The 17,563-nt window shown below is 66.9% G+C and carries 18 protein-coding genes and 2 tRNA genes; 11 read left to right on the top strand and 9 right to left on the bottom strand.

What is annotated here, in order from left to right; genetic code table 11:
• Positions 1 to 22 precede the first annotated feature (22 nt).
• On the top strand, positions 23 to 1,318 hold the full coding sequence (locus tag NJQ98_RS08280) for an ABC transporter substrate-binding protein (RefSeq protein ID WP_262177757.1): 1,296 nt from the start codon (positions 23 to 25) through the stop codon (positions 1,316 to 1,318).
• 44 nt (positions 1,319 to 1,362) lie between these two features.
• Here NJQ98_RS08280 and NJQ98_RS08275 read toward each other — a convergent pair whose 3' ends face one another.
• The 4 genes from NJQ98_RS08275 to NJQ98_RS08260 are packed head-to-tail and all read right to left on the bottom strand — an operon-like array spanning position 1,363 to position 5,312.
• Entirely contained in the window at positions 1,363 to 2,118 is a 756-nt protein-coding gene (locus NJQ98_RS08275) for an ABC transporter ATP-binding protein (protein WP_262177754.1), read from the bottom strand.
• Positions 2,115 to 2,942, bottom strand: coding sequence for an ABC transporter ATP-binding protein (locus NJQ98_RS08270; RefSeq protein WP_262177751.1), 828 nt, complete (start codon positions 2,940 to 2,942; stop codon positions 2,115 to 2,117). Before NJQ98_RS08270 ends, NJQ98_RS08275 begins: the two co-directional genes overlap by 4 nt.
• Positions 2,935 to 4,209: a branched-chain amino acid ABC transporter permease gene (locus tag NJQ98_RS08265; protein ID WP_431357496.1), complete on the bottom strand. Its 1,275-nt coding sequence runs from the start codon at positions 4,207 to 4,209 to the stop codon at positions 2,935 to 2,937. Before NJQ98_RS08265 ends, NJQ98_RS08270 begins: the two co-directional genes overlap by 8 nt.
• Complete coding sequence (locus tag NJQ98_RS08260; protein ID WP_262177748.1) at positions 4,206 to 5,312, bottom strand: branched-chain amino acid ABC transporter permease; 1,107 nt, start codon at positions 5,310 to 5,312, stop codon at positions 4,206 to 4,208. The genes NJQ98_RS08265 and NJQ98_RS08260 overlap by 4 nt, the downstream gene beginning before the upstream one ends.
• A gap of 306 nt (positions 5,313 to 5,618) precedes the next feature.
• Here NJQ98_RS08260 and NJQ98_RS08255 point away from each other — a divergent pair, with 306 nt between their 5' ends.
• From NJQ98_RS08255 to NJQ98_RS08245, 3 genes are all read left to right on the top strand, one after another.
• The gene (locus NJQ98_RS08255; RefSeq protein ID WP_262177746.1) at positions 5,619 to 6,728 is read left to right on the top strand and encodes a helix-turn-helix transcriptional regulator; all 1,110 of its coding nucleotides are present in this window, start codon (positions 5,619 to 5,621) and stop codon (positions 6,726 to 6,728) included.
• A 67-nt stretch (positions 6,729 to 6,795) separates the two neighbouring features.
• Positions 6,796 to 6,870: transfer RNA gene (locus NJQ98_RS08250), tRNA-Glu, on the top strand.
• Between the two features lie 105 nt (positions 6,871 to 6,975).
• The gene (locus NJQ98_RS08245; protein WP_262177743.1) at positions 6,976 to 7,488 is read left to right on the top strand and encodes a DUF21 domain-containing protein; all 513 of its coding nucleotides are present in this window, start codon (positions 6,976 to 6,978) and stop codon (positions 7,486 to 7,488) included.
• 86 nt (positions 7,489 to 7,574) lie between these two features.
• Here the strand turns inward: NJQ98_RS08245 and NJQ98_RS08240 are convergent, their stop codons facing one another.
• The 4 genes from NJQ98_RS08240 to NJQ98_RS08225 all read right to left on the bottom strand — a co-directional run bounded on the left by NJQ98_RS08240 (position 7,575) and on the right by NJQ98_RS08225 (position 11,287).
• Positions 7,575 to 7,760, bottom strand: a complete 186-nt coding sequence (locus NJQ98_RS08240) for a DUF7576 family protein (protein WP_262177742.1) — start codon at positions 7,758 to 7,760, stop codon at positions 7,575 to 7,577.
• Positions 7,761 to 7,827: 67 nt separating this feature from the next.
• Positions 7,828 to 9,009: a bifunctional sugar-1-phosphate nucleotidylyltransferase/acetyltransferase gene (gene glmU / locus NJQ98_RS08235; RefSeq protein ID WP_262177739.1), complete on the bottom strand. Its 1,182-nt coding sequence runs from the start codon at positions 9,007 to 9,009 to the stop codon at positions 7,828 to 7,830.
• Between the two features lie 123 nt (positions 9,010 to 9,132).
• Positions 9,133 to 9,207: transfer RNA gene (locus tag NJQ98_RS08230), tRNA-Glu, on the bottom strand.
• A gap of 115 nt (positions 9,208 to 9,322) precedes the next feature.
• Positions 9,323 to 11,287, bottom strand: coding sequence for a 3-hydroxyacyl-CoA dehydrogenase/enoyl-CoA hydratase family protein (locus NJQ98_RS08225; RefSeq protein WP_262177738.1), 1,965 nt, complete (start codon positions 11,285 to 11,287; stop codon positions 9,323 to 9,325).
• Positions 11,288 to 11,476: 189 nt separating this feature from the next.
• Here NJQ98_RS08225 and NJQ98_RS08220 point away from each other — a divergent pair, with 189 nt between their 5' ends.
• The 3 genes from NJQ98_RS08220 (at position 11,477) to NJQ98_RS08210 (ending at position 13,315) form a co-directional block, all read left to right on the top strand.
• The gene (locus NJQ98_RS08220) at positions 11,477 to 11,911 is read left to right on the top strand and encodes an Hsp20/alpha crystallin family protein (RefSeq protein WP_262177718.1); all 435 of its coding nucleotides are present in this window, start codon (positions 11,477 to 11,479) and stop codon (positions 11,909 to 11,911) included.
• 188 nt (positions 11,912 to 12,099) lie between these two features.
• Positions 12,100 to 12,684, top strand: coding sequence for a serine O-acetyltransferase (gene cysE / locus NJQ98_RS08215; RefSeq protein ID WP_262177716.1), 585 nt, complete (start codon positions 12,100 to 12,102; stop codon positions 12,682 to 12,684).
• 16 nt (positions 12,685 to 12,700) lie between these two features.
• Positions 12,701 to 13,315, top strand: coding sequence for a DNA-3-methyladenine glycosylase family protein (locus tag NJQ98_RS08210; RefSeq protein ID WP_262177714.1), 615 nt, complete (start codon positions 12,701 to 12,703; stop codon positions 13,313 to 13,315).
• Between the two features lie 17 nt (positions 13,316 to 13,332).
• On the opposite strand, the gene NJQ98_RS08205 is transcribed toward NJQ98_RS08210, so the two are convergent.
• On the bottom strand, positions 13,333 to 14,664 hold the full coding sequence (locus tag NJQ98_RS08205; RefSeq protein WP_262177711.1) for a RimK family alpha-L-glutamate ligase: 1,332 nt from the start codon (positions 14,662 to 14,664) through the stop codon (positions 13,333 to 13,335).
• A gap of 86 nt (positions 14,665 to 14,750) precedes the next feature.
• Here NJQ98_RS08205 and NJQ98_RS08200 point away from each other — a divergent pair, with 86 nt between their 5' ends.
• From NJQ98_RS08200 to NJQ98_RS08185, 4 genes are all read left to right on the top strand, one after another.
• Positions 14,751 to 15,797: a succinylglutamate desuccinylase/aspartoacylase family protein gene (locus NJQ98_RS08200; protein ID WP_262177709.1), complete on the top strand. Its 1,047-nt coding sequence runs from the start codon at positions 14,751 to 14,753 to the stop codon at positions 15,795 to 15,797.
• 117 nt (positions 15,798 to 15,914) lie between these two features.
• Entirely contained in the window at positions 15,915 to 16,310 is a 396-nt protein-coding gene (sdhC, locus tag NJQ98_RS08195) for a succinate dehydrogenase, cytochrome b556 subunit (RefSeq protein WP_262177707.1), read from the top strand.
• Complete coding sequence (locus NJQ98_RS08190; RefSeq protein WP_262177706.1) at positions 16,310 to 16,675, top strand: succinate dehydrogenase hydrophobic membrane anchor subunit; 366 nt, start codon at positions 16,310 to 16,312, stop codon at positions 16,673 to 16,675. The genes sdhC and NJQ98_RS08190 overlap by 1 nt, the downstream gene beginning before the upstream one ends.
• Positions 16,675 to 17,556: a succinate dehydrogenase/fumarate reductase iron-sulfur subunit gene (locus NJQ98_RS08185; protein WP_262177704.1), complete on the top strand. Its 882-nt coding sequence runs from the start codon at positions 16,675 to 16,677 to the stop codon at positions 17,554 to 17,556. Before NJQ98_RS08190 ends, NJQ98_RS08185 begins: the two co-directional genes overlap by 1 nt.
• Positions 17,557 to 17,563: the final 7 nt, after the last annotated feature.

The following is a 17,563-nucleotide window of genomic DNA, read 5'->3' as shown; positions in this document are numbered from 1 at the left end:
TGAGCGTTAAGCGGCTATCAGCATGGTAAATGACACCAATAGACGGTCGTTCTTGAAGATTGCCGGCGCCGCCAGCCTCGCGGGGCTCGCCGGCTGTTCCACGGAGCAGGCCGACGAAGAGGGCAGCAACGAGACGCCCGACGTCCTGATGGTCGTCGGCTATCCCCAGAGCGGCGTCCAGTTATTCAAGGACTACTACGCCGACTACGGCGACGACACCGTCGATATCCTCGTCACCGACGGGCTACAGGACAACGGACTGCCGGGTAATGTCGGCAACGACATGTCCAACGTCCAGGGCTCGGCGCCGTCGGCGTCCGGGCCGGGCGTCGACTTCTTCGAGTCGCTGTTTACCGACGAGTTCGACTACGACAACGCGGGGGTGTTCACCTCACAGGCGTACGACGCCTCCGCCGTCCAGATTCTGGCGAATCTCATGGCCGGCGAGAACGACGGGGCCTCGATTCGGGACCACATGCGCGTGGTCGCGAACCCGGGCGGGACGACGTACACGCCGTCCGAACTCCCGGAAGCCGCCGAGGCGGCCGCCGCGGGCGAGAACATCGAGTACGCGGGGGCCTCGAGCAGCGTCGACTTCGACGACGCGGGCGATATCACGTCCGCTCAGTATCAGGTGTTCGGGTTCAATCAGGACGGCTACGAGACCCAGAGCAGCATCGACTTCGGCGGCTCCGGCGACGTGCCACAGCCCGAGCCGGCCGGCAGCGGGAGCGGGGCCGACCGAACGGTCCGACTCGGCGTCCTACAGCCGGAGACCGGCGACCTCGGTTCGCTGGGGCAGGCGATTCGGGACGCGGCCCTCCTGCCCGCCAGACAGCTCGAAGACAGCATCGACCAGACCATCGACACGCAGACCGGGGACACCCAGTCGACGGCCGAGGCGGCTGTCAACGCGGCCAACTCGCTCGTAAGCGCCGGCTACCCCTCTATCACCGGCGCCGCGGGGTCCGAAGCGACGATTCAGGTCGCACGGAACGTCCTCGTGGACAACGAGGTCGTGGCCTGTTCGCCGGCCTCGACCTCGCCGACGATCACCGGGCTGGAGGACGACGACTTCGTCTTCCGCACGCCGCCCAGCGACGCCCTACAGGGACGGGTGCTGTCACAGATATCCAACGAGGACCTCGGGGCCTCGACGGCGTCGACGCTGTATCTCAACAACAGCTACGGCCAGGCACTCCAGGAGAGCTTCGTCAGCGCGTTCGAGGAGTCCGGCGGGACCGTCCTCCAGCAGGTGGGCTTTGAGTCCCAGCAGTCCTCCTACACCTCACAGATAAACAGCGCGCTGAACCAGTAGGCACGCTGTCGGCGGTACCGACGATTCTTTTGACGGACGACACCTCACCCGCCGAGGAACTCCTGGCGGACGTCCTCGTCGGCCAACAGCGTCTCGCCGGTGTCCTGATACCGGTTCTGGCCCTGGACGAGGACGTAGCCGCGGTCACACCGGCGCAGGGCCTCCTTGGCGTTCTGCTCGACCATCATGATGGCCGTGCCGTCGTCGTTGATGCCGTCGATGCGGTCGAACATCTCGACGACGAGGTCCGGTGCCAGGCCCGCCGAGGGCTCGTCGAGCAACAGAAGCTCCGGATCGAGCATGAGCGCCCGTCCCATCGCGAGCATCTGCTGTTGGCCGCCCGAGAGCGTCCCGGCCTTCTGGGTGGCGCGCTCTTCGAGGATGGGGAACCGGTCGTAGACGGCGTCGATTCGTTTTTCGGGCACCTCGTCGAGGATGTAGGCGCCCATCTCCAGGTTCTCCCGGACCGTGAGCTTGCCGAAGACGTTGTCGCTCTGGGGGACGTAACCGATGCCCTCGTGGATTATCTGGTCGGGGCGTTGCTGGCTGATATCCCGGCCGTCGAAGGTGACCGAGCCGCCCATGTGCGTCGTCAGGCCGAAGACCGACTTCATCACGGTCGACTTCCCCGCGCCGTTCGGCCCGACGATGACGACGTACTCCCCCGAACCGATGTCCATGTCGACGCCGTCGAGGACCTGCAGGTCCCCGTAACCGGCGTCCAGGTCGCGGACCGCCAGCAGGCTCTCGTCGGGGTCGGTAAGCGTCACGTCCGCCGACCGGCTGGCCTGCTGGCTCATACGTCACCTCCGAGATAGGCTTCGAGAACGCGCTCGTCGGACTGGATGGTGTCCGCGTCCCCCTCCGCGAGGACCTGTCCCTGATGCATGACGATGATGTGTTCGCAGTGTTCCATGATGACGTCCATATCGTGTTCGACGAGCAGGAAGGTCAGCCCGTCCCGGCGGAGCCGGTCGATGCGGTCGAGCAGCTTCTCCTCCAGCGTCGGGTTCACCCCGGCGAGCGGTTCGTCGAGCAGGACCATCTCGGGGTCCGTCGACAGCACGCGGGCCATCTCCAGGAGTTTCCGCTGACCGCCCGACAGCGAACCGGCGTCCTCGTGGGCGAGGTGGTCAATCTCGAAGAAGTCGAGCGTCTCCCAGGCGTCTTCGACCACGTCCCGCTCCGCTTCCTGTACCCGCTCGCGGAGCCCCGGGAGGACAGCCTGGACGGCCGATTCACCCCGCTGGTCCGGCGGGGCGAGCATGACGTTCTCCAGGACGGTCATCTCCGAGAGCTCCCGGGCGATCTGGAACGTCCGGACGAGCCCCTGTCGGGCGAGCGTGTACGGGGGAAGCCCAGTCACGTCCTGCCCGTCGAAGCGCACGGTGCCGCCGGTGGGCTCGTGGATGCCGGTGATGCAGTTGAACGTCGTCGACTTGCCGGCGCCGTTGGGCCCGATGAGGCCGGTCAGGGAGCCGGGCGCGACGCGGAAGGAGGTCCCGTCGACGGCGGTGACGCCGCCGAACTCCTTGCGGAGCCCGTCGACTTCGAGCAGCGGCGCGTCGATGGCGTCGCTCGTCGTGGCGGTCGCCGGCGCGTCGACCGCTTCGGGCTCACTCATCGTCACCACCGCCGGAGGGCCGCGTCAGGTCGACGCTCGCCGCCGGTTCGCTCCGATGGCCGAGCAACCCAAGCGGCCGACGCTGGATGATGTAGATGAGGACGACGCCGATGAGGACAAAGCGGAGCGTGCTGATATTCGCGATGACGTAGGCCACCAGCGGACCCGCATCGAGTACGCCGAGCGCGGCGACGGCGTCGACGATGTTGCCGGGTGACTGGCCGCCCAGTTGCGGGAAGAACTCACCGAGGCGCGCGGGCAGGTAGAACAGCAGCGCCGAGAACGTCGCGGCCCCGAGGATGCTGCCCGTGTTCGAGCCCGCGCCGCCGATGATGAGCGCGGCGAAGACGTAGAACGTGATGCCGGGCCGGAACTGCGCCGGGCTGATGTAGCCCGCGCTTCCGCGGAACAGCGCGCCGGCCAGCCCCATCAGCGCACAGCCGATCATGAACGCCTTTATCTTGAACAGGCGGGTGTCCTTCCCGAGGGACTGTGTCACCTGCTCGTCCTCGCGGATGGCCTTCAGCACGCGGCCGAAGGGGGAGTCGACGAGTCGGGAGAGCACCCAGTAGCTCGCGACGACGAGCGCGAGGAGGACGAGCCCGTAGGCGAAGTTGACGAGGTTCGACCCCGAGATGCCGACGCCCTCGGCGGCCGCGACGAGGGGCGCGCCGGGGCCGTTGATGACGCCCTCGACGACGCCGGAGGGGGACTTGAACGAGATGCCGGTCGCGCCCCCGGTCCCGAACTCGACGCCGCCGAGGACCACCCGTTCGACGCCGTTCCAGTTGACGAACAGCCGGATTATCTCCGAGAGTGCGACAGTGACGATGGCGAGGTAGTCCGCTCGCAGTCTGAGAGCGGGAAGGGCGGCCAGCGCGCCGACGATGGCGGCCATCACCATCCCGCCCAGGAGGCCGACCCAGAGGGGCAACCCGAAGCCAGCGACGGCCCCGGCAGCGGGGTCGGGCGGAGCGGTCAGTATCGCCGTCGTGTACGCGCCCACGGCCATGAACCCCGCGACGCCGATGTTGAACAGCCCGGTGTACCCCCACTGGAGGTTCAACGCCAGCGTCAGCAGGGCGAAGGCGCCGATGAGGACGGTCACGCTGCCGACGAATCCGGCCGCGAGGTTCGTCGCCTGCTGGCCGCCGACTACCGCCGCGAACAGAATCAACAGCAGCCAGATGGCGACGATGAACAGGCCGACCATCGCGTAGTCGGGGAGGCCGGCAAGCCTCTCGCGCACGTCGGTGGCGGCGCTCACGCCGTACTCACCCCGCTGAACAGACCGGACGGCCGCAGCAACAACACGGCGATGAGGACGGCGAACGCGGCCGCGCGGCTCAGTCCCGACGGGAGCCAGATGAGCGCCAGGCTGTCGACCAGCCCGATGAGGACGCCGCCGGCCATCGCGCCGTAGATGGACCCGATGCCGCCGACGATGACCGCCGCGAAGATGAGCAGGAGGAGAATCCAGCCGAAGTTAAAGGAGATGGTGCCGCTTTCGAGGACGAGTAGGTACCCCCCGATGCCGGCCAGCGCGCCACCGAGAATCCAGGTGAGCCGGACGACCCGCTCGGCCGGAATCCCGGTCACGCGCGCGAGGTCTTCGTTGTCCGCCATCGCCCGCATCGCCTTGCCGAGTTTGGTCCGCTGGAGCAACAGGTGGACCCCGAGCATCAGCGCCACGCTGACGACCAGCAGGGCGATCTCGTTGTCCGTGACGGACAAGCCGGAGACGACCTGGAACCGGGCGCCGCTGGAGGCGACCCCGCTGGTCTGGGCCCCGAAGACGAAGGCGACGAGATAGCGGAGGGCGAGCGCGACCCCGATGGAGGCGATGAGCAGTGAGATGTTGTCCGACCCGCGCATCGGCCGGTAGGTGAGGCGGTCGACGAGGAGGACGACGCCGACGGTGCCGGCGCCGGCGACGACGAGACCGACGAGCACCGGGGCGAACGCCGAAACGACGCTGAGTTGCTGGCCCGTATCGAACAGGAACAGGTCGGAAAGCGCCGCGCCACTGCCGAAGCCGGCGACGACGTACGCAGCGACCCACCCGAGAAAGGCCCCGACGGTGACGGTGTCGCCGTGGGCGAAGTTCGCGAAGTCGAGAATGCTGTAGGTCATCGACAGGCCGATGCCGGCCAGTCCGACGGCCAGCCCGACGAGCAACCCGTCGACCACCATCGAGAGGAGCGAGCCGACCGGGAGCGAGCCGCCGAGGACGTGTAAATCGAACATCAACACTGTCGTGCCCGTCAGCTTGACAATCAAGTCCACGGTCAGATACACGAGTACGGCGGCGACGGCGCTGCCACTCGACAGCACGGCCGGAAGCTGTCGCCTGCTAGGTATTGTCTCCATAAGCCCCATTGGTTACGCGTGATTCAACGCTAGACCATAAATAAGGCTCCGGTGTTTCGTGTTTTCACACGGTCACGAACGGGCTACTGAGCCGGTGTGTACGGGGTGAATTCGACCGGATACTGTCGAGTGACGGGACACGTATAGTCGCACCCGGGGCCGCCTGTCGAACCCGGCTCGACGACGGGCCGACCGACGGACCGGTCCGGTGCCTAATCGAGAAACTGGCAGACGCCGTCGGAATAGCTGACGACTAGGTGACCCATTCACAGTGCTTTTATGCTGTCCTCGGGTCTTACGATATAGATGTCACGCGCGGTCGTCGCCACTCTCGCCGCGGTGCTGGTGGTTGCGAGCCTCGCCGCCTCGCCGGCGGTGGCCGCCTCCAGCGCCGACCGGCTGCAGACGCCCGACCGGTTCGACACGACGACGTTCCGGGTCATGCTCTACGAGAACGGGTCGGCCACCTGGACGATAGAACACTACCAGCCCCTGGAGACGGTAAACGAGACCGAGCAGTTCCGGGCGTACGCCGAGAACTTCGAGGACAACGAGACGGCGCTCTACCGGAACTTCGTCGACGACGCCGAGGCGCTCACTCGAACCGGGACGAACAAGACCGGCCGACAGATGGACGCCCGGAACTTCGAGCGGTCGGCCGGCGTCGAGCCGGGCCAGGAGCGCGGGTCGGTTCGGATGTCGTTCCTGTGGACGAACTTCTCACAGGTGTACGACCGGCGCGTGGTGATAAGCGACGTGTTCGACGACGGGTTCTACCTGGGCGACGGGCAGCGGATGGTGTTCGAACACGAGACATCAATGGAGTTCACCGCCGCCGAGCCCGCCCCCGACTCCCTGAGCTCGCCGGACTCCCTGGCCGAGAGCCGGTCGGTAACGTACGCCGGCGAGCAGTCATTCTCCGATAGCCGGCCGTACGTCGAGTTGGGTCCGCCCGACAGCGGGGCCACGGCGACCCCTAACGCCACGACCGCCGCGACGGCCGCTGGCGAGAGCATGTGGCAACTGGCTCTCGTGCTCGCCGTCGTCGCGCTGGGTGCGGTCGCCGCCGCGGCCTGGCGGTCCGGCGCCGCGGCCGCGGTCCTGGGCGACGACGACGGCGACGGGGGGACCGCGACGGCGCCGCCGGCCGACACGGCGCCAGGTACCGCCGTCGAGGAGACGGAGCTGCTCGACGACGACGACCGTATCGTCAAACTGCTGGAGGAGAACGGGGGGCGAATGAAGCAGGTCGACATCGTCGAGACGACCGAGTGGTCCAAGTCCAAGGTCAGTATGCTCCTCTCGGATATGGAGGAGGACGGCGACATAAGCAAACTCCGGGTAGGGCGGGAAAACATAATCAGCCTCGCCGGCGAGGAGCCCGACGCGGCCGGCTCTCCCTTCGACGAGGAATGAGAAACCCACACAGGGCGGTTCCGAAACGGAATCGTTAAACGTCACTCCTCCCTTCGTCTCAGTGTACGCTCTGGTGGTGTAGTCCGGCCAATCATATCACCCTCTCACGGTGATGACCAGGGTTCGAATCCCTGCCGGAGCATTTCTCCGACGACAAATCGGCGAGCCCCCGCTGTCGGCCAGCGGTTCATCGCTGTGTGCGACACCGAAGAGCCGGTTCTTTCACCCTCCCCGCCGAGGGTCGCGTATGGCTGTTCCACTTCTGCCGACGCTCGTCGGTATCGGCGCACTACTTGCCTGTAGCGCCTTCTTCTCCAGCAGCGAAACGGCACTGTTCTCACTCTCGCGGGAGTGGGTGACCGAGACGGCGGCGACCGACGGACGTGCGGCCGCCCTCGCCGACGTGCTCGACGACCCCCACAGGCTCCTGGTCACGCTACTGGTCGGGAACAACGTCGTCAACATCACGCTTTCGAGCCTGCTGACGGCGCTGCTGGTCGACCGACTGGACCCGGGGCTGGCCGTCCTGGCCACGACCGTCCTCGCCAGTACGGTTATCCTGATAGCCGGAGAGATAATCCCCAAGTCGTACGGGCTGGGTCACGCACAGACGTTCGCGCTGACCGTCGTGCGGCCGCTGCGGTACGTGAGCATCCTGCTGTATCCCGTCGTGGCAGTCTTCGACCTGCTCACCAGGACTCTGTCGGACAGGATCGGCGGCCAGCAGTCCATCGAGCGGGCCTACGACGAAGTCGAGTAACGCTGGTCGCAGTTCGGACGGGAGACCGCCCTGGACTCGTCCGCGCCGGCTCGGCCGTGATAGAAGAGAGAAAGAGCGAGCCGGCGTCAGGCACCGTCCCACGACTCGCGACAGTCCTCGTCACAGAAATGGGCCGTTTCGACGCTGTCGTCGTCTACCCACGTTATCACGCGGTGTGTCACCTCGTTGGCGATGACGGTGTCACACACCGCACAGTTCGGGGCGTCCTCCTCGTCGATATCTTCGTGGTGGTCCGATGTCGGGTCTACCATCTTACCGAAGCGTTGTCGTCACCCTACTTAATCTCACATACTCGCCACCGAGAGGCCGCCGTCGCCGCTACCGGTCCCTGGTCACGGTCTCGCCTGGCGTCGTCGTCGCCCCGGCCGAGAGGACGACGCCGGCGTTCAGGCTGGTGTTGATAGCCGTCCGGACCCCGTCGCCGGCGACGATGCCGAACTTCCGACGCCCCGTCGAGACGCGGTCGCCCTTGACGGTCAGCTTCACCGGCTCGCCGTCGTGGCGGAGGTTCGCGACCTGCGTGCTCGCGCCGAGGTTCACGTCGGTACCCAGCACGCTGTCGCCGACGTAGGAGACGTGCGGGACGTTCGAGTCGGCCATCACGACGGTGTTTTTCACTTCGACGCCGTGCCCGACGTGCGTATCTTCGCCCAGCACCGTCGCGCCGCGGACGTAGGCGTTCGGGCCGACGGTCGCGCCCGAGCGAACCAGCGCCGGCCCCTCGATGACCACGCCGGGCTCGACTACGGCGCCCTCCTCGACGACGACATCGCCGCGCAGGTCGGCGTCGCCCCGCACGTCGCCGTCGAGGCGGCGCTCCAGTTCGCCGACTTTCCACTCGTTGGCTTCCAGCAGCTCCCAGGGCCGGCCCACGTCGAGCCAGCGGTCCACCTCGACGGCGGTCACGTCGTAGGCCTCGATGACCTGCGTGACGACGTCGGTTATCTCGCGCTCGCCGCGTTCGCTCAGTTCGACGTCGAGCCACTCGCGGGCCTCCGCCGGGAAGACGTACGCGCCGGCGTTGGCGAGCTGGGTCGGCGGGTCCGCCGGCTTCTCGATGATGGCGGTGACCCGGTCGCCGTCGGTCGAGAGGACGCCGTAGTTCGACGGGTCCGGAACCGAGTAGGCCGCGATGGAGGGCGCCGCGTCGAAGAGCGCCGAGAGGCTCGCCTCGTCGTAGAGGTTGTCGCCGTTCAACACCGCGAAGGGACCGTCGAGGTGCTCGCTCGCCGCGTCGACGGCGTCGGCGGTTCCCAGTTGCTCCTCCTGGACGGCGAACTCGACCGGGACGCCGCCGTAGCTGTCGCCGAAGTACTCGCGGACGGCGTCGGCCTCGTAGCCGACGACGAAAATGAGTTCCTCCGCGCCGGCCGCGATGGCCGTGTCGGCGGTGTGTGCGACCAGCGGGCGGTCCGCGACGGGGAGCATCGGTTTCGGCGTGTTCTCTGTCAGCGGACGCATTCGCGTCCCCTCGCCGGCGGCGAGTACGACTGCTTGCATACCTCGACGGACTCACGGCCGCCGAAAATAGCTACCGCTGTGCCATTGGTTCTCATGTTCGTACGACCGACGAAGCAACGAAAGAAGCTCAGCAGCCGCTCGCGGGTTCGTTCGTCAGTAATGTGCTCGGTCAGGGATTTGAACCCTGGTCCTCGGCTCGAAAGGCCAAGATGATTGGCCGGACTACACCAACCGAGCGTACTTCCGGATTTCGGGTACACCAATTTAATCCCATCGAAATCCCCACCATCTGTGGCGCGGTGACACGGGCCCAGCGACCGCGCCGTACACGAGTCAGGCGGGGGACGGGGCGTTATTTGCCCTCGAACTCCGGGTCGCGGTCCTCGGCGAACGCGGTCAGCCCCTCCATGAGGTCCTCCGTCGCGAACAGGTGGCCGAAGGCCTGTGACTCTATCTCCAGCCCGGCGTCCTCGTCGACGCGGCCCGCGTGCATCGCTCGCTTCGTGAAGTCCATCGCGATGGGCGGCCCGGCGGCGAGGTCCCGAGCCAGGTCGATGGCGCTGTCGAGCAGGTCGTCGCTCGTGGTGACCTCGTTGATGAACCCGTAGTCGGCCATCTCCTCGACGTCGTAGCGCTCGGCGGTGAAGATTATCTCCTTGGCCCGGCCCTCGCCGACGATGTTGGCCAGCCGCTGGGTGCCGCCCCAGCCCGGCAGCAGGCCGAGGTCGTGTTCGGGCTGGCCGAACTGCGAGCTGTCGGAGGCGACACGCATGTCGGCGGCGGTGGCCAGCTCCATCCCGCCCCCGAGCGTGTAGCCGTCGATACCGGCGACGACGGGGAGCGGGGAGTCCTCGAGTTTCCCGAACGTCTCCTGGCCCGCCTTCGAGAGCTCGATGCCGTCGAGCGTCGTCGCGTTCGTCGCGGCCGACTGGACGTCCGCGCCGGCGGAGAAGGCGCGGTCGCCGGCACCGGTCAGGAGGAGCGAGCGCACGTCGTCGTCCTCGTCGAGCCGGTCGATGGCGTCGGCGAGTTCGTCGAGCATCTCCGTGCTGACCGTGTTCATCCGGTGGGGCCGGTCGAGTTCGATGTGACCGACGTGGCCCTCCAGGCGCTCGACGTTGATGGTGTCGTAGCTGACGGCGTCCTCGGTATCACCGCCGTAGAAGCCGCCCTCCGCGGCCGCGTTGGCCAGCCCGTCGGAGAGTTCGTAGCGCTCCTCGTCCGTCTGGTCGTACACCTCGGCGAGCGTCTCGACGAGCGTGTCCAGACCGGCCTTATCGGCCATCTTCGCCGGCCCCTCGGGGAAGCCGCCGCCCAGCATGACCGCCTCGTCGATGTCGGCGACCGGCGCCACGTCGTTCTCGACGAGCTTGCCGGTCTCGTTGGCCATCACGGCGAGCAGGCGGTGTTTGACCTCCTCGTTCGCCTGGTCGCGTGGGATGTCTGCGCCGCCGTCCTCGTAGTCGTAGAACCCCTCGCCGGTCTTCTTGCCGAGCTTCTCGTCCTCGACTTTCGCTTCGAGCAGCGGACAGGGGTCGTAGGCCTCGCCCAGCGTCTCGTGCATGTACTCGAGGACGTGCAGGCCCACGTCGTTGCCGACCTGGTCCGAGAGTTCGAGCGCGCCCATCGGCAGCCCGATGTCGAACTTCGTCGTGGAGTCGACCTCGGCGATGGTCGCCACGTCGTCGTGGACGAGCCAGCAGGCCTCGTTCATCAGCGGGACGAGGATGCGGTTGACGATGAACCCCGGCGAGTCCTTCCGGACGCGGACGGGCGTCTTGCCGAACTCCTCGGCCAGTTCCTCGACGGCGTCCAGCGTTTCGTCGCTCGTGTGCGCGCCCGTGATGACTTCGACGAGCTGCATCCGTACCGGCGGGTTGAAAAAGTGCATCCCGCAGAACTGCTCCGGTCGCTCGGTCACCTCCGAGAGTTCCGTGATGGAGAGACTGGAGGTGTTGGTGGCGAAGATGGCGTCCTCGGGGGCGTGGTCTTCGACGTCGGTGTAGACGTCTTTCTTTATCTCCATCTTCTCCGGGACGGCTTCGATGACGACGTCGGCCTCCCCCACGGCGGCTTCGACGTCGACCAGCGGCGTGACGCGGTCGAGCGCCGCGTCGGCTTCCTCGGCGGTGAGTTGGTCCTTCTCGGCGAGCTTGTTCAGCGACCACTCGATGTTGTCGTAGCCGTCCTGAACGAACTCCTCTTTGATGTCGCGCATCCGGACTTCGTAGCCAGAGAGGGCGGCGACCTCGGCGATGCCGTGACCCATGTTGCCCGCGCCAAGCACCGCGACCGTCTCGATGTCCTCGAAATCCATGACATATGTCCCCACTGGCGGCCGACGTTTCAACGTTTCTCTCCCCGAAAAACCGCCCCCGAGTTTATCGGCGCGTTACCGGGACAGCGGACCGGTACGCGCGTGACAAGGCCGCCTTACCGCGCCCGCCAGTCAGGGGTGCCGACGTACGCTGTCGGTAACTAACCGCGCCGTTGGCCAGGTCCACGTATGGACCGTCAGTCACCGTTCGACAGCGTGGAGTCATGGTTCGAACAGATGGGCGAGCAGTTCGGGACCGCCGCGTGGGGCACCGGGCTGGAACCGTGGGCCCAGGGGACGGACCGGCCGCGAATCGATATGACCGAAGACGAGGATAGCTACACGATCACGGCCGACGTGCCCGGCTTCACCGCGGACGACGTCGAGGTGTCCGTCATCGACCGGACGCTTGCCATCGAGGCCGAACGGAGCGAGGGGCGGGTGACAAACGATGCGTACTACCTCCGCCAGGAGCGGTCTCACCAGTCACTGTCCCGCCATATCACGCTCCCGGTCGACGCCGACACGGAGAACATCTCCGCCTCGATGGGCGAGGGCGTGTTGACTATCACCGTCGATAGAACCGAGTCCCTCGACAGCAGTCACCAGATAGATATCGAGTAGCCCCCGGATTGGCTCGGTCCCGCTGTATTTAAGCCCGTCCGGCAGTGATTTTCCCGTATGACCGGTGGGTGGCATCTCTCGCCCGCTCGAATCGACAGCCAACGGCGCCGCGCTGAGTCGCGTCGCTGTTGTCGGGCCGCTGTTCTCCGCCGATAGCACCGCTGTCGATTGCCCCCACCGACTCCACGATGTTCGAAACACTCAGAGACGACGTTCGCACGGCGCTGGCCAAGGACCCTGCGGCGACCAGCGTCGCGGCCGTCGTCCTCACGTACCCCGGCCTCCACGCCGTCTGGCTGTACCGCCTCGCCCACGCGCTGTGGGCGCGAAACCGCGACTTCGCCGCACGGCTCGTCTCACATGTCGGCCGCGTTCTCACCGGCGTCGAGATCCACCCCGGCGCGGACGTCGGCGACCGGCTCTTCATCGACCACGGGATGGCCACCGTCGTCGGCGAGACGTCCGTCATCGGCGACGACGTGTTGCTGTACCACGGCGTGACCCTCGGCGGGAAGTCCATGCGCCGTGAGAAGCGTCACCCGACGCTCGAAGACGGCGTCACCATCGGCGCCAACGCCACGCTCGTCGGTCCGGTCACCATCGGCGAGAACGCGACCGTCGGCGCGGGCGCCGTCGTCGTCGACGACGTGCCCCCGGAGACGACCGTGGTCGGCAACCCGGCACACCCCATCGACGAGCGAGACGGTGAGTCCGAGAACCGTCGACCCGTAGTGGCAGACGACGGCTGTACGGGCGGGGCCGGCACACAGTGAGGGCTACTGCAGGGCAATGACGGACACCCCCCACGAGCGTCTGGCCGCCGACTCCGACATCGGCCCCCTCGTCGCCCGACACGGCGAGCTCACGCTCGACCCCGCCGACGACCTCTTCCGGCGGCTGGTCGTCTCCATCTGCCGCCAGCAGGTGTCAATGGCGTCGGCCGCGGCCACCCGTGACCGCCTGTTCGACGCCGTCGAGATGACGCCGGCGGCCGTCCTGGCGGCCGACGACGCCGTGTTGCGGGACGCGGGCCTCTCCCGGCAGAAGACCCGCTATGTCAACGAGGTGGCAGCGGCCTTCCAGGAGCGGGGCTACTCGCTCGACTACTTCGCGGAGATGAGCGACGACGCCGTCCGCGCGGAGCTTACGGCCATCACCGGCGTCGGCGAGTGGACCGCGAACATGCAACTGCTGTTCTCGCTGGGCCGCGAGGACGTCTTCCCCGTCGGTGATTTGGGCGTCCGCAAGGGCTTCTCGAACGTCGTCGGCGAGGGGTACAGCCGCTCGGAGATGAGCGAGTACGCCCGTCGGTGGGCGCCCTACCGGAGCTACGCGACGCTGTATCTCTGGCGGGCCGAGGAGGACATCGCGGGGAGCGTGGCGGAAGTGACCGACGGCGACTGAGGGGGTCGCCCCCGGCGCTACTCCTCGGTGTCGACCTCGTGGTCGGCGTCGGCGCGGTGGTTGACGTCGACCTGATAGTTCTTGAGGATGTCACGGCCCAGCAGGACCGGGTAGTCCATGTGGGAGCGGTCCTCGACGCTGGCGGGGACGGTGTGCTGGGTGCCGCCCAGCCCGACCACCACGTCGACGACCGGCCGCGAGCGGCCCGACTTGAGGCTGCCCGACTTTATCTTCACGATGTCGAGGATGGGTCCGGTCCCGATTTCGGCGGCGAGTTCGGCGTCGATGCTGGTGCGGGTCGCGCCGGTGTCGGACTTGGCGAGGACGCTCTTGTTGCCCCGGGTCCCGGAGACGACGACCTCCTCGATGTAGCCGACGACGACGTTTTCGGCGCGTTTCTCCGTGGGTTTGGGGGGCATCGCGGCCGGCCGGGAGTCGTCGAGTCGGTCGGCGAGGCGCTCGACCTCGCCGTCGGGGACGGCGCCGCCGGCCCGCTCGATGGCACGCCGGGCGATGTAGGGCGCGGGGGAGATACCGCTGGCCGCGAACAGCCCCCGAAAGCCGGCCGTCGGATTGACCTCCAGGACGTAGTAGCCGTCCTCGCCCTGGACGATATCGACGCCGGCGTAGTCGAGCCCGATGGCGTCGACCGATTCGAGCGCCAGTTGACTGACCGTCTCGGGGAGCCGGCCGGTCATGTCCTCGACCTCGCCGCCCAGCGCGACGTTAGTCCGCCACTCCCCCTCCGGCGCGTACCGGTTCATCGCCCCGACGATGCGGTCGCCGACGACGTACACCCGGAGGTCGTGGTGGCGCGTCTCGTCGTGGTCGAGATACTCCTGGAGGAAGGCGTGACGGTCGCCGACCTGCGCGTTGACCGGGTCGTCGAGTTCGACCATCCACGTGCCGCCGCCGTGGGTGCCGATGGCGGTCTTGTACACCGCCCGCTCGCCGAACTTCGCCCGCTCGGCGTTGAGCCGCTCGTTCGAGAGCGCGAGGACGGCGTCGGGGATGGGGACGCCGGCCTCCGCCAGGGCGGCGGCGCTCGCGAACTTGTGCAGCGCCGTCGTCGCCGCCAACGGCTCGTTGAGCATCGGCACCAGGTTGTTGAGCGTCAGCGCCAGCCCGACCCCCTCCATCGGATGTTCGTCGTTCGAGAGCAACAGTCGGTTGGCGATGACGTCCACGTCCGGTTCCAGCGTCATGCGTCCATCGGTAGCCCGCACGGTCGTGTTCTCCTCGCGGAGCCACGCCGTGTCGTAGCCCAGCTCGTCGACGGCGTTGAGAATCGCCTTCGTCTCCTTGCTCGAATGGAGACTCAACACACCGACGGTGATATCCTCCGTCATTGCCCGCTAGTTCCGGCGTTGACAGGAAAGGTCTGGCGGGTCCGCCGTCCGGAGGTTTATATGTCGTGTGTCACTGTTGTAGCTTCATGGACGAGGCGGAGCCGTTCACCTACGACGGGGGCCGTGTCGACCCGGGCGAGACGCAGAACGTCCGGTACACTGTCAGCGAGACGTATCTCGGTGACCCCGTGCGGATGCCCGTGACCATCATCAACGGGGAACGGCCCGGACCGACGGGCTTTCTCTCGGCGGCGGCCCACGGCGACGAGCTCAACGGCATCGAGGTCGTCCGCGAGGTCGCCCACGAGTGGGACCTGGAGGGGCTCGCGGGCACGCTCGTCTGTCTCCCCGTGTTGAACGTGCCCGCCTTCCTCGCACAGGAGCGGTATCTCCCCATCTACGACCGCGACCTCAACCGGTCGTTCCCGGGCCACCCGGAGTCGACGAGCGCCAAGCGGATGGCCTACCGGCTCTTCCGGAACTTCGTCGACCCGTGTGACTTCGGGCTTGACTTCCACACGTCGACGCGTGGCCGAACCAACACGCTACACGTCCGGGCCGACATGGACGACGAGGCCGTCGCCCGGGTCGCGAACGCCTTCGCGTCGAACGTCATCATCTCCTCGGAGGGGCCAAGCGGCTCGCTCCGTCGGGAGGCGAGCGCCCAGGCGACCCCGACCATCACCATCGAGATGGGGGAGGCCCACCGGTTCCAGCGGCCGCTCATCGACAGCGCGCTGGACAGCGTCCGGTCGGTGCTGGCGGAGTTCGGGATGCTCGACACCGAGGTCGTCCGCTGGCCGGGCTGGCGGACCGTCATCGAGGACTCGGAGGAGAAGACCTGGATTCGAGCCGACGTCGGCGGCCTCGTCGACATGCACCACGAGCGTGGCGGCCTCGTCTACGAGGACGAGACCATCTGCACTATCGCGAACCCGTTCAAGACCGACAGTACGACCGTCACGGCGCCCTTTACCGGACTGCTCGTGGGCGTGCTGGAGAACCCGCTGGTCTACCCCGGCAACCCGTTGTGTCACCTGGTTCATCTCGACGAGCGGACGCTGCGAGCGTTCGAACGGAGCCGCGAAACGCCGGTGTGGAACGCCACCCCGGGCACCCCTCCGGGCGGCTGAGTGGACGACCGGTTTCGGGGCCGGCGTGTCTGGCCCAGGGGGGAGCGCCGACGCCGGATTCCGGCGAAGCACGGTTGCGGTAGTAACTACTATCTGTCCCCGGACTAACCCCCCTGTATGAGTCAGTCTTACAACCGTGGCTCCGTCGAGGACTTCGGTCGGTGGCGGGAGTTCTCGGCCGGGATGTGGGCCTGGATTTTCCACAAGTTCACCGGCTGGGTGCTCGTGGGGTACCTGTTCACCCACATCGCCGTCCTGAGTACCTCGCTTGGGGGTGCCGACATGTACACAAACACGCTGCAGGGCCTCGAAGCCCTACTCGTCGTCCGGTTCCTCGAAGTCGGCCTGCTGGCCGTCGCCGTCTTCCACATCCTGAACGGCGTCCGGCTGCTGATGGTCGACCTCGGGGTCGGACTTGAGGCACAGGACAAGAGCTTCTACGCGTCGATGGTGCTGACGGGCGCTATCACCGTCGCGAGCATTCCGACGTTCCTCGGGGGGCCGTTGGTCTAATGGCCGAACACTACTCCTCCTTCGAGCGGGGCGGTCGACGCTGGCTCCTCCAGCGGCTGACGGCCGTCTTCCTCATCGGTGTGTTGGCCTTCCACTTCCTGCTGCTGCACTTCGCAAACCACGCGGCTGACATCACCTTCGCAGGCACGCAGGCGCGGATGAGCCAGGTGGGCTACTTCGCGACGATGTGGCTGTTCCTGGTGACCGCGACGTTCCACGGCGTCAACGGGGTCTACAACGCCCTCGTGAACCAGGGTATCGAAGGCACGCAGAAGAGCGCAGTCAAGTGGGTGCTGATCGTCGCGGGGCTGCTGCTCGTCGCACAGGGGACGCGAGTCGCACTCGCCATGAACGGGTTCCTATAATGAGTACAATAGAACAACAGGAGAGCGAAACCGAGGAACAGGCCGAAAACCAGGCGGTCGAGTCGCCGGGCGAGCGCCGCCGCGCCGAGAAGCGCGAACGCGAGGCCGAGCGGGAGGCCCAGCGAGAGGCCGAGGAAGCGAGTCTGGACGACGAGGAGACCATCCTCCTCAAGGTGTTCCGATACGACCCGGAGGTCGAGGGCAAGCAGGAGCCCCGGTTCGACGACTTCCAGGTCCCGTTCCACAAGGGGATGACCGTGTTGGACGCCCTAATCTACGCCCGGGACAAGTACGACTCGTCGCTGACCTTCCGACACTCCTGTCGGCAGGCCGTCTGCGGCTCTGACGCCCTCTTCGTCAACGGGCGTCAGCGCCTGGGCTGTAAGACACAGATGGCCGACCTCGAATCGCCGGTCCGCATCGAACCGCTCCCCCACCAGGAGGTCGTCAAGGACCTCGTCGTGGACATGGAGCACTTCTACGACCAGATGCACGCCGTCGAGCCGTACTTCGACGCCGACGAGCTCCCCGAGGACGGCCTCGAAGAGCAGCGCCAGACCCGAGAGAACCGCGAGAAGGTGAAGATGTCCACGCGGTGTATCTGGTGTGGCGCCTGCATGTCCAGCTGTAACATCGCCGCCGGCGACAACGAGTATCTCGGCCCCGCGGCCATCAACAAGGCCTACCGCTTCGCCATGGACGAACGCGAGGGCGAGAACCGCAAGCAGGAGCGCCTGCGTATCATCGAGCAGGAACACGGCGTCTGGCGGTGCCAGACCCAGTTCTCCTGTACCGAGGTGTGCCCGAAGGACATCCCGCTGACCGAGCACATCCAGGAGCTGAAACGCGAGGCAGTCAAGAACAACCTGAAGTTCTGGTAGTCCTAAA

It is taken from the genome of Haloarcula laminariae (genome assembly GCF_025457605.1).
Classification (GTDB): Archaea; Halobacteriota; Halobacteria; order Halobacteriales; family Haloarculaceae; genus Haloarcula; species Haloarcula laminariae.
Note: the sequence above shows the minus strand (reverse complement) of the source record. Positions and strands in the feature narration are given on the sequence as shown.

Bases quoted from the DNA above. Each gene is read 5' to 3' on its own strand.
- NJQ98_RS08225 (WP_262177738.1), bottom strand. From the start codon at position 11,287: ATGGATTTCGAGGACATCGAGACGGTCGCGGTGCTTGGCGCGGGCAAC.
- glmU (WP_262177739.1), bottom strand. From the start codon at position 9,009: ATGCAAGCAGTCGTACTCGCCGCCGGCGAGGGGACGCGAATGCGTCCG.
- sdhC (WP_262177707.1), top strand. From the start codon at position 15,915: ATGAGTCAGTCTTACAACCGTGGCTCCGTCGAGGACTTCGGTCGGTGG.
- NJQ98_RS08275 (WP_262177754.1), bottom strand. From the start codon at position 2,118: ATGAGCCAGCAGGCCAGCCGGTCGGCGGACGTGACGCTTACCGACCCC.
- NJQ98_RS08260 (WP_262177748.1), bottom strand. From the start codon at position 5,312: ATGGAGACAATACCTAGCAGGCGACAGCTTCCGGCCGTGCTGTCGAGT.
- NJQ98_RS08205 (WP_262177711.1), bottom strand. From the start codon at position 14,664: ATGACGGAGGATATCACCGTCGGTGTGTTGAGTCTCCATTCGAGCAAG.
- NJQ98_RS08255 (WP_262177746.1), top strand. From the start codon at position 5,619: ATGTCACGCGCGGTCGTCGCCACTCTCGCCGCGGTGCTGGTGGTTGCG.
- NJQ98_RS08200 (WP_262177709.1), top strand. From the start codon at position 14,751: ATGGACGAGGCGGAGCCGTTCACCTACGACGGGGGCCGTGTCGACCCG.
- NJQ98_RS08245 (WP_262177743.1), top strand. From the start codon at position 6,976: ATGGCTGTTCCACTTCTGCCGACGCTCGTCGGTATCGGCGCACTACTT.
- NJQ98_RS08240 (WP_262177742.1), bottom strand. From the start codon at position 7,760: ATGGTAGACCCGACATCGGACCACCACGAAGATATCGACGAGGAGGAC.
- NJQ98_RS08220 (WP_262177718.1), top strand. From the start codon at position 11,477: ATGGACCGTCAGTCACCGTTCGACAGCGTGGAGTCATGGTTCGAACAG.
- NJQ98_RS08190 (WP_262177706.1), top strand. From the start codon at position 16,310: ATGGCCGAACACTACTCCTCCTTCGAGCGGGGCGGTCGACGCTGGCTC.
- NJQ98_RS08185 (WP_262177704.1), top strand. From the start codon at position 16,675: ATGAGTACAATAGAACAACAGGAGAGCGAAACCGAGGAACAGGCCGAA.
- NJQ98_RS08280 (WP_262177757.1), top strand. From the start codon at position 23: ATGGTAAATGACACCAATAGACGGTCGTTCTTGAAGATTGCCGGCGCC.
- cysE (WP_262177716.1), top strand. From the start codon at position 12,100: ATGTTCGAAACACTCAGAGACGACGTTCGCACGGCGCTGGCCAAGGAC.
- NJQ98_RS08210 (WP_262177714.1), top strand. From the start codon at position 12,701: ATGACGGACACCCCCCACGAGCGTCTGGCCGCCGACTCCGACATCGGC.
- NJQ98_RS08270 (WP_262177751.1), bottom strand. From the start codon at position 2,942: ATGAGTGAGCCCGAAGCGGTCGACGCGCCGGCGACCGCCACGACGAGC.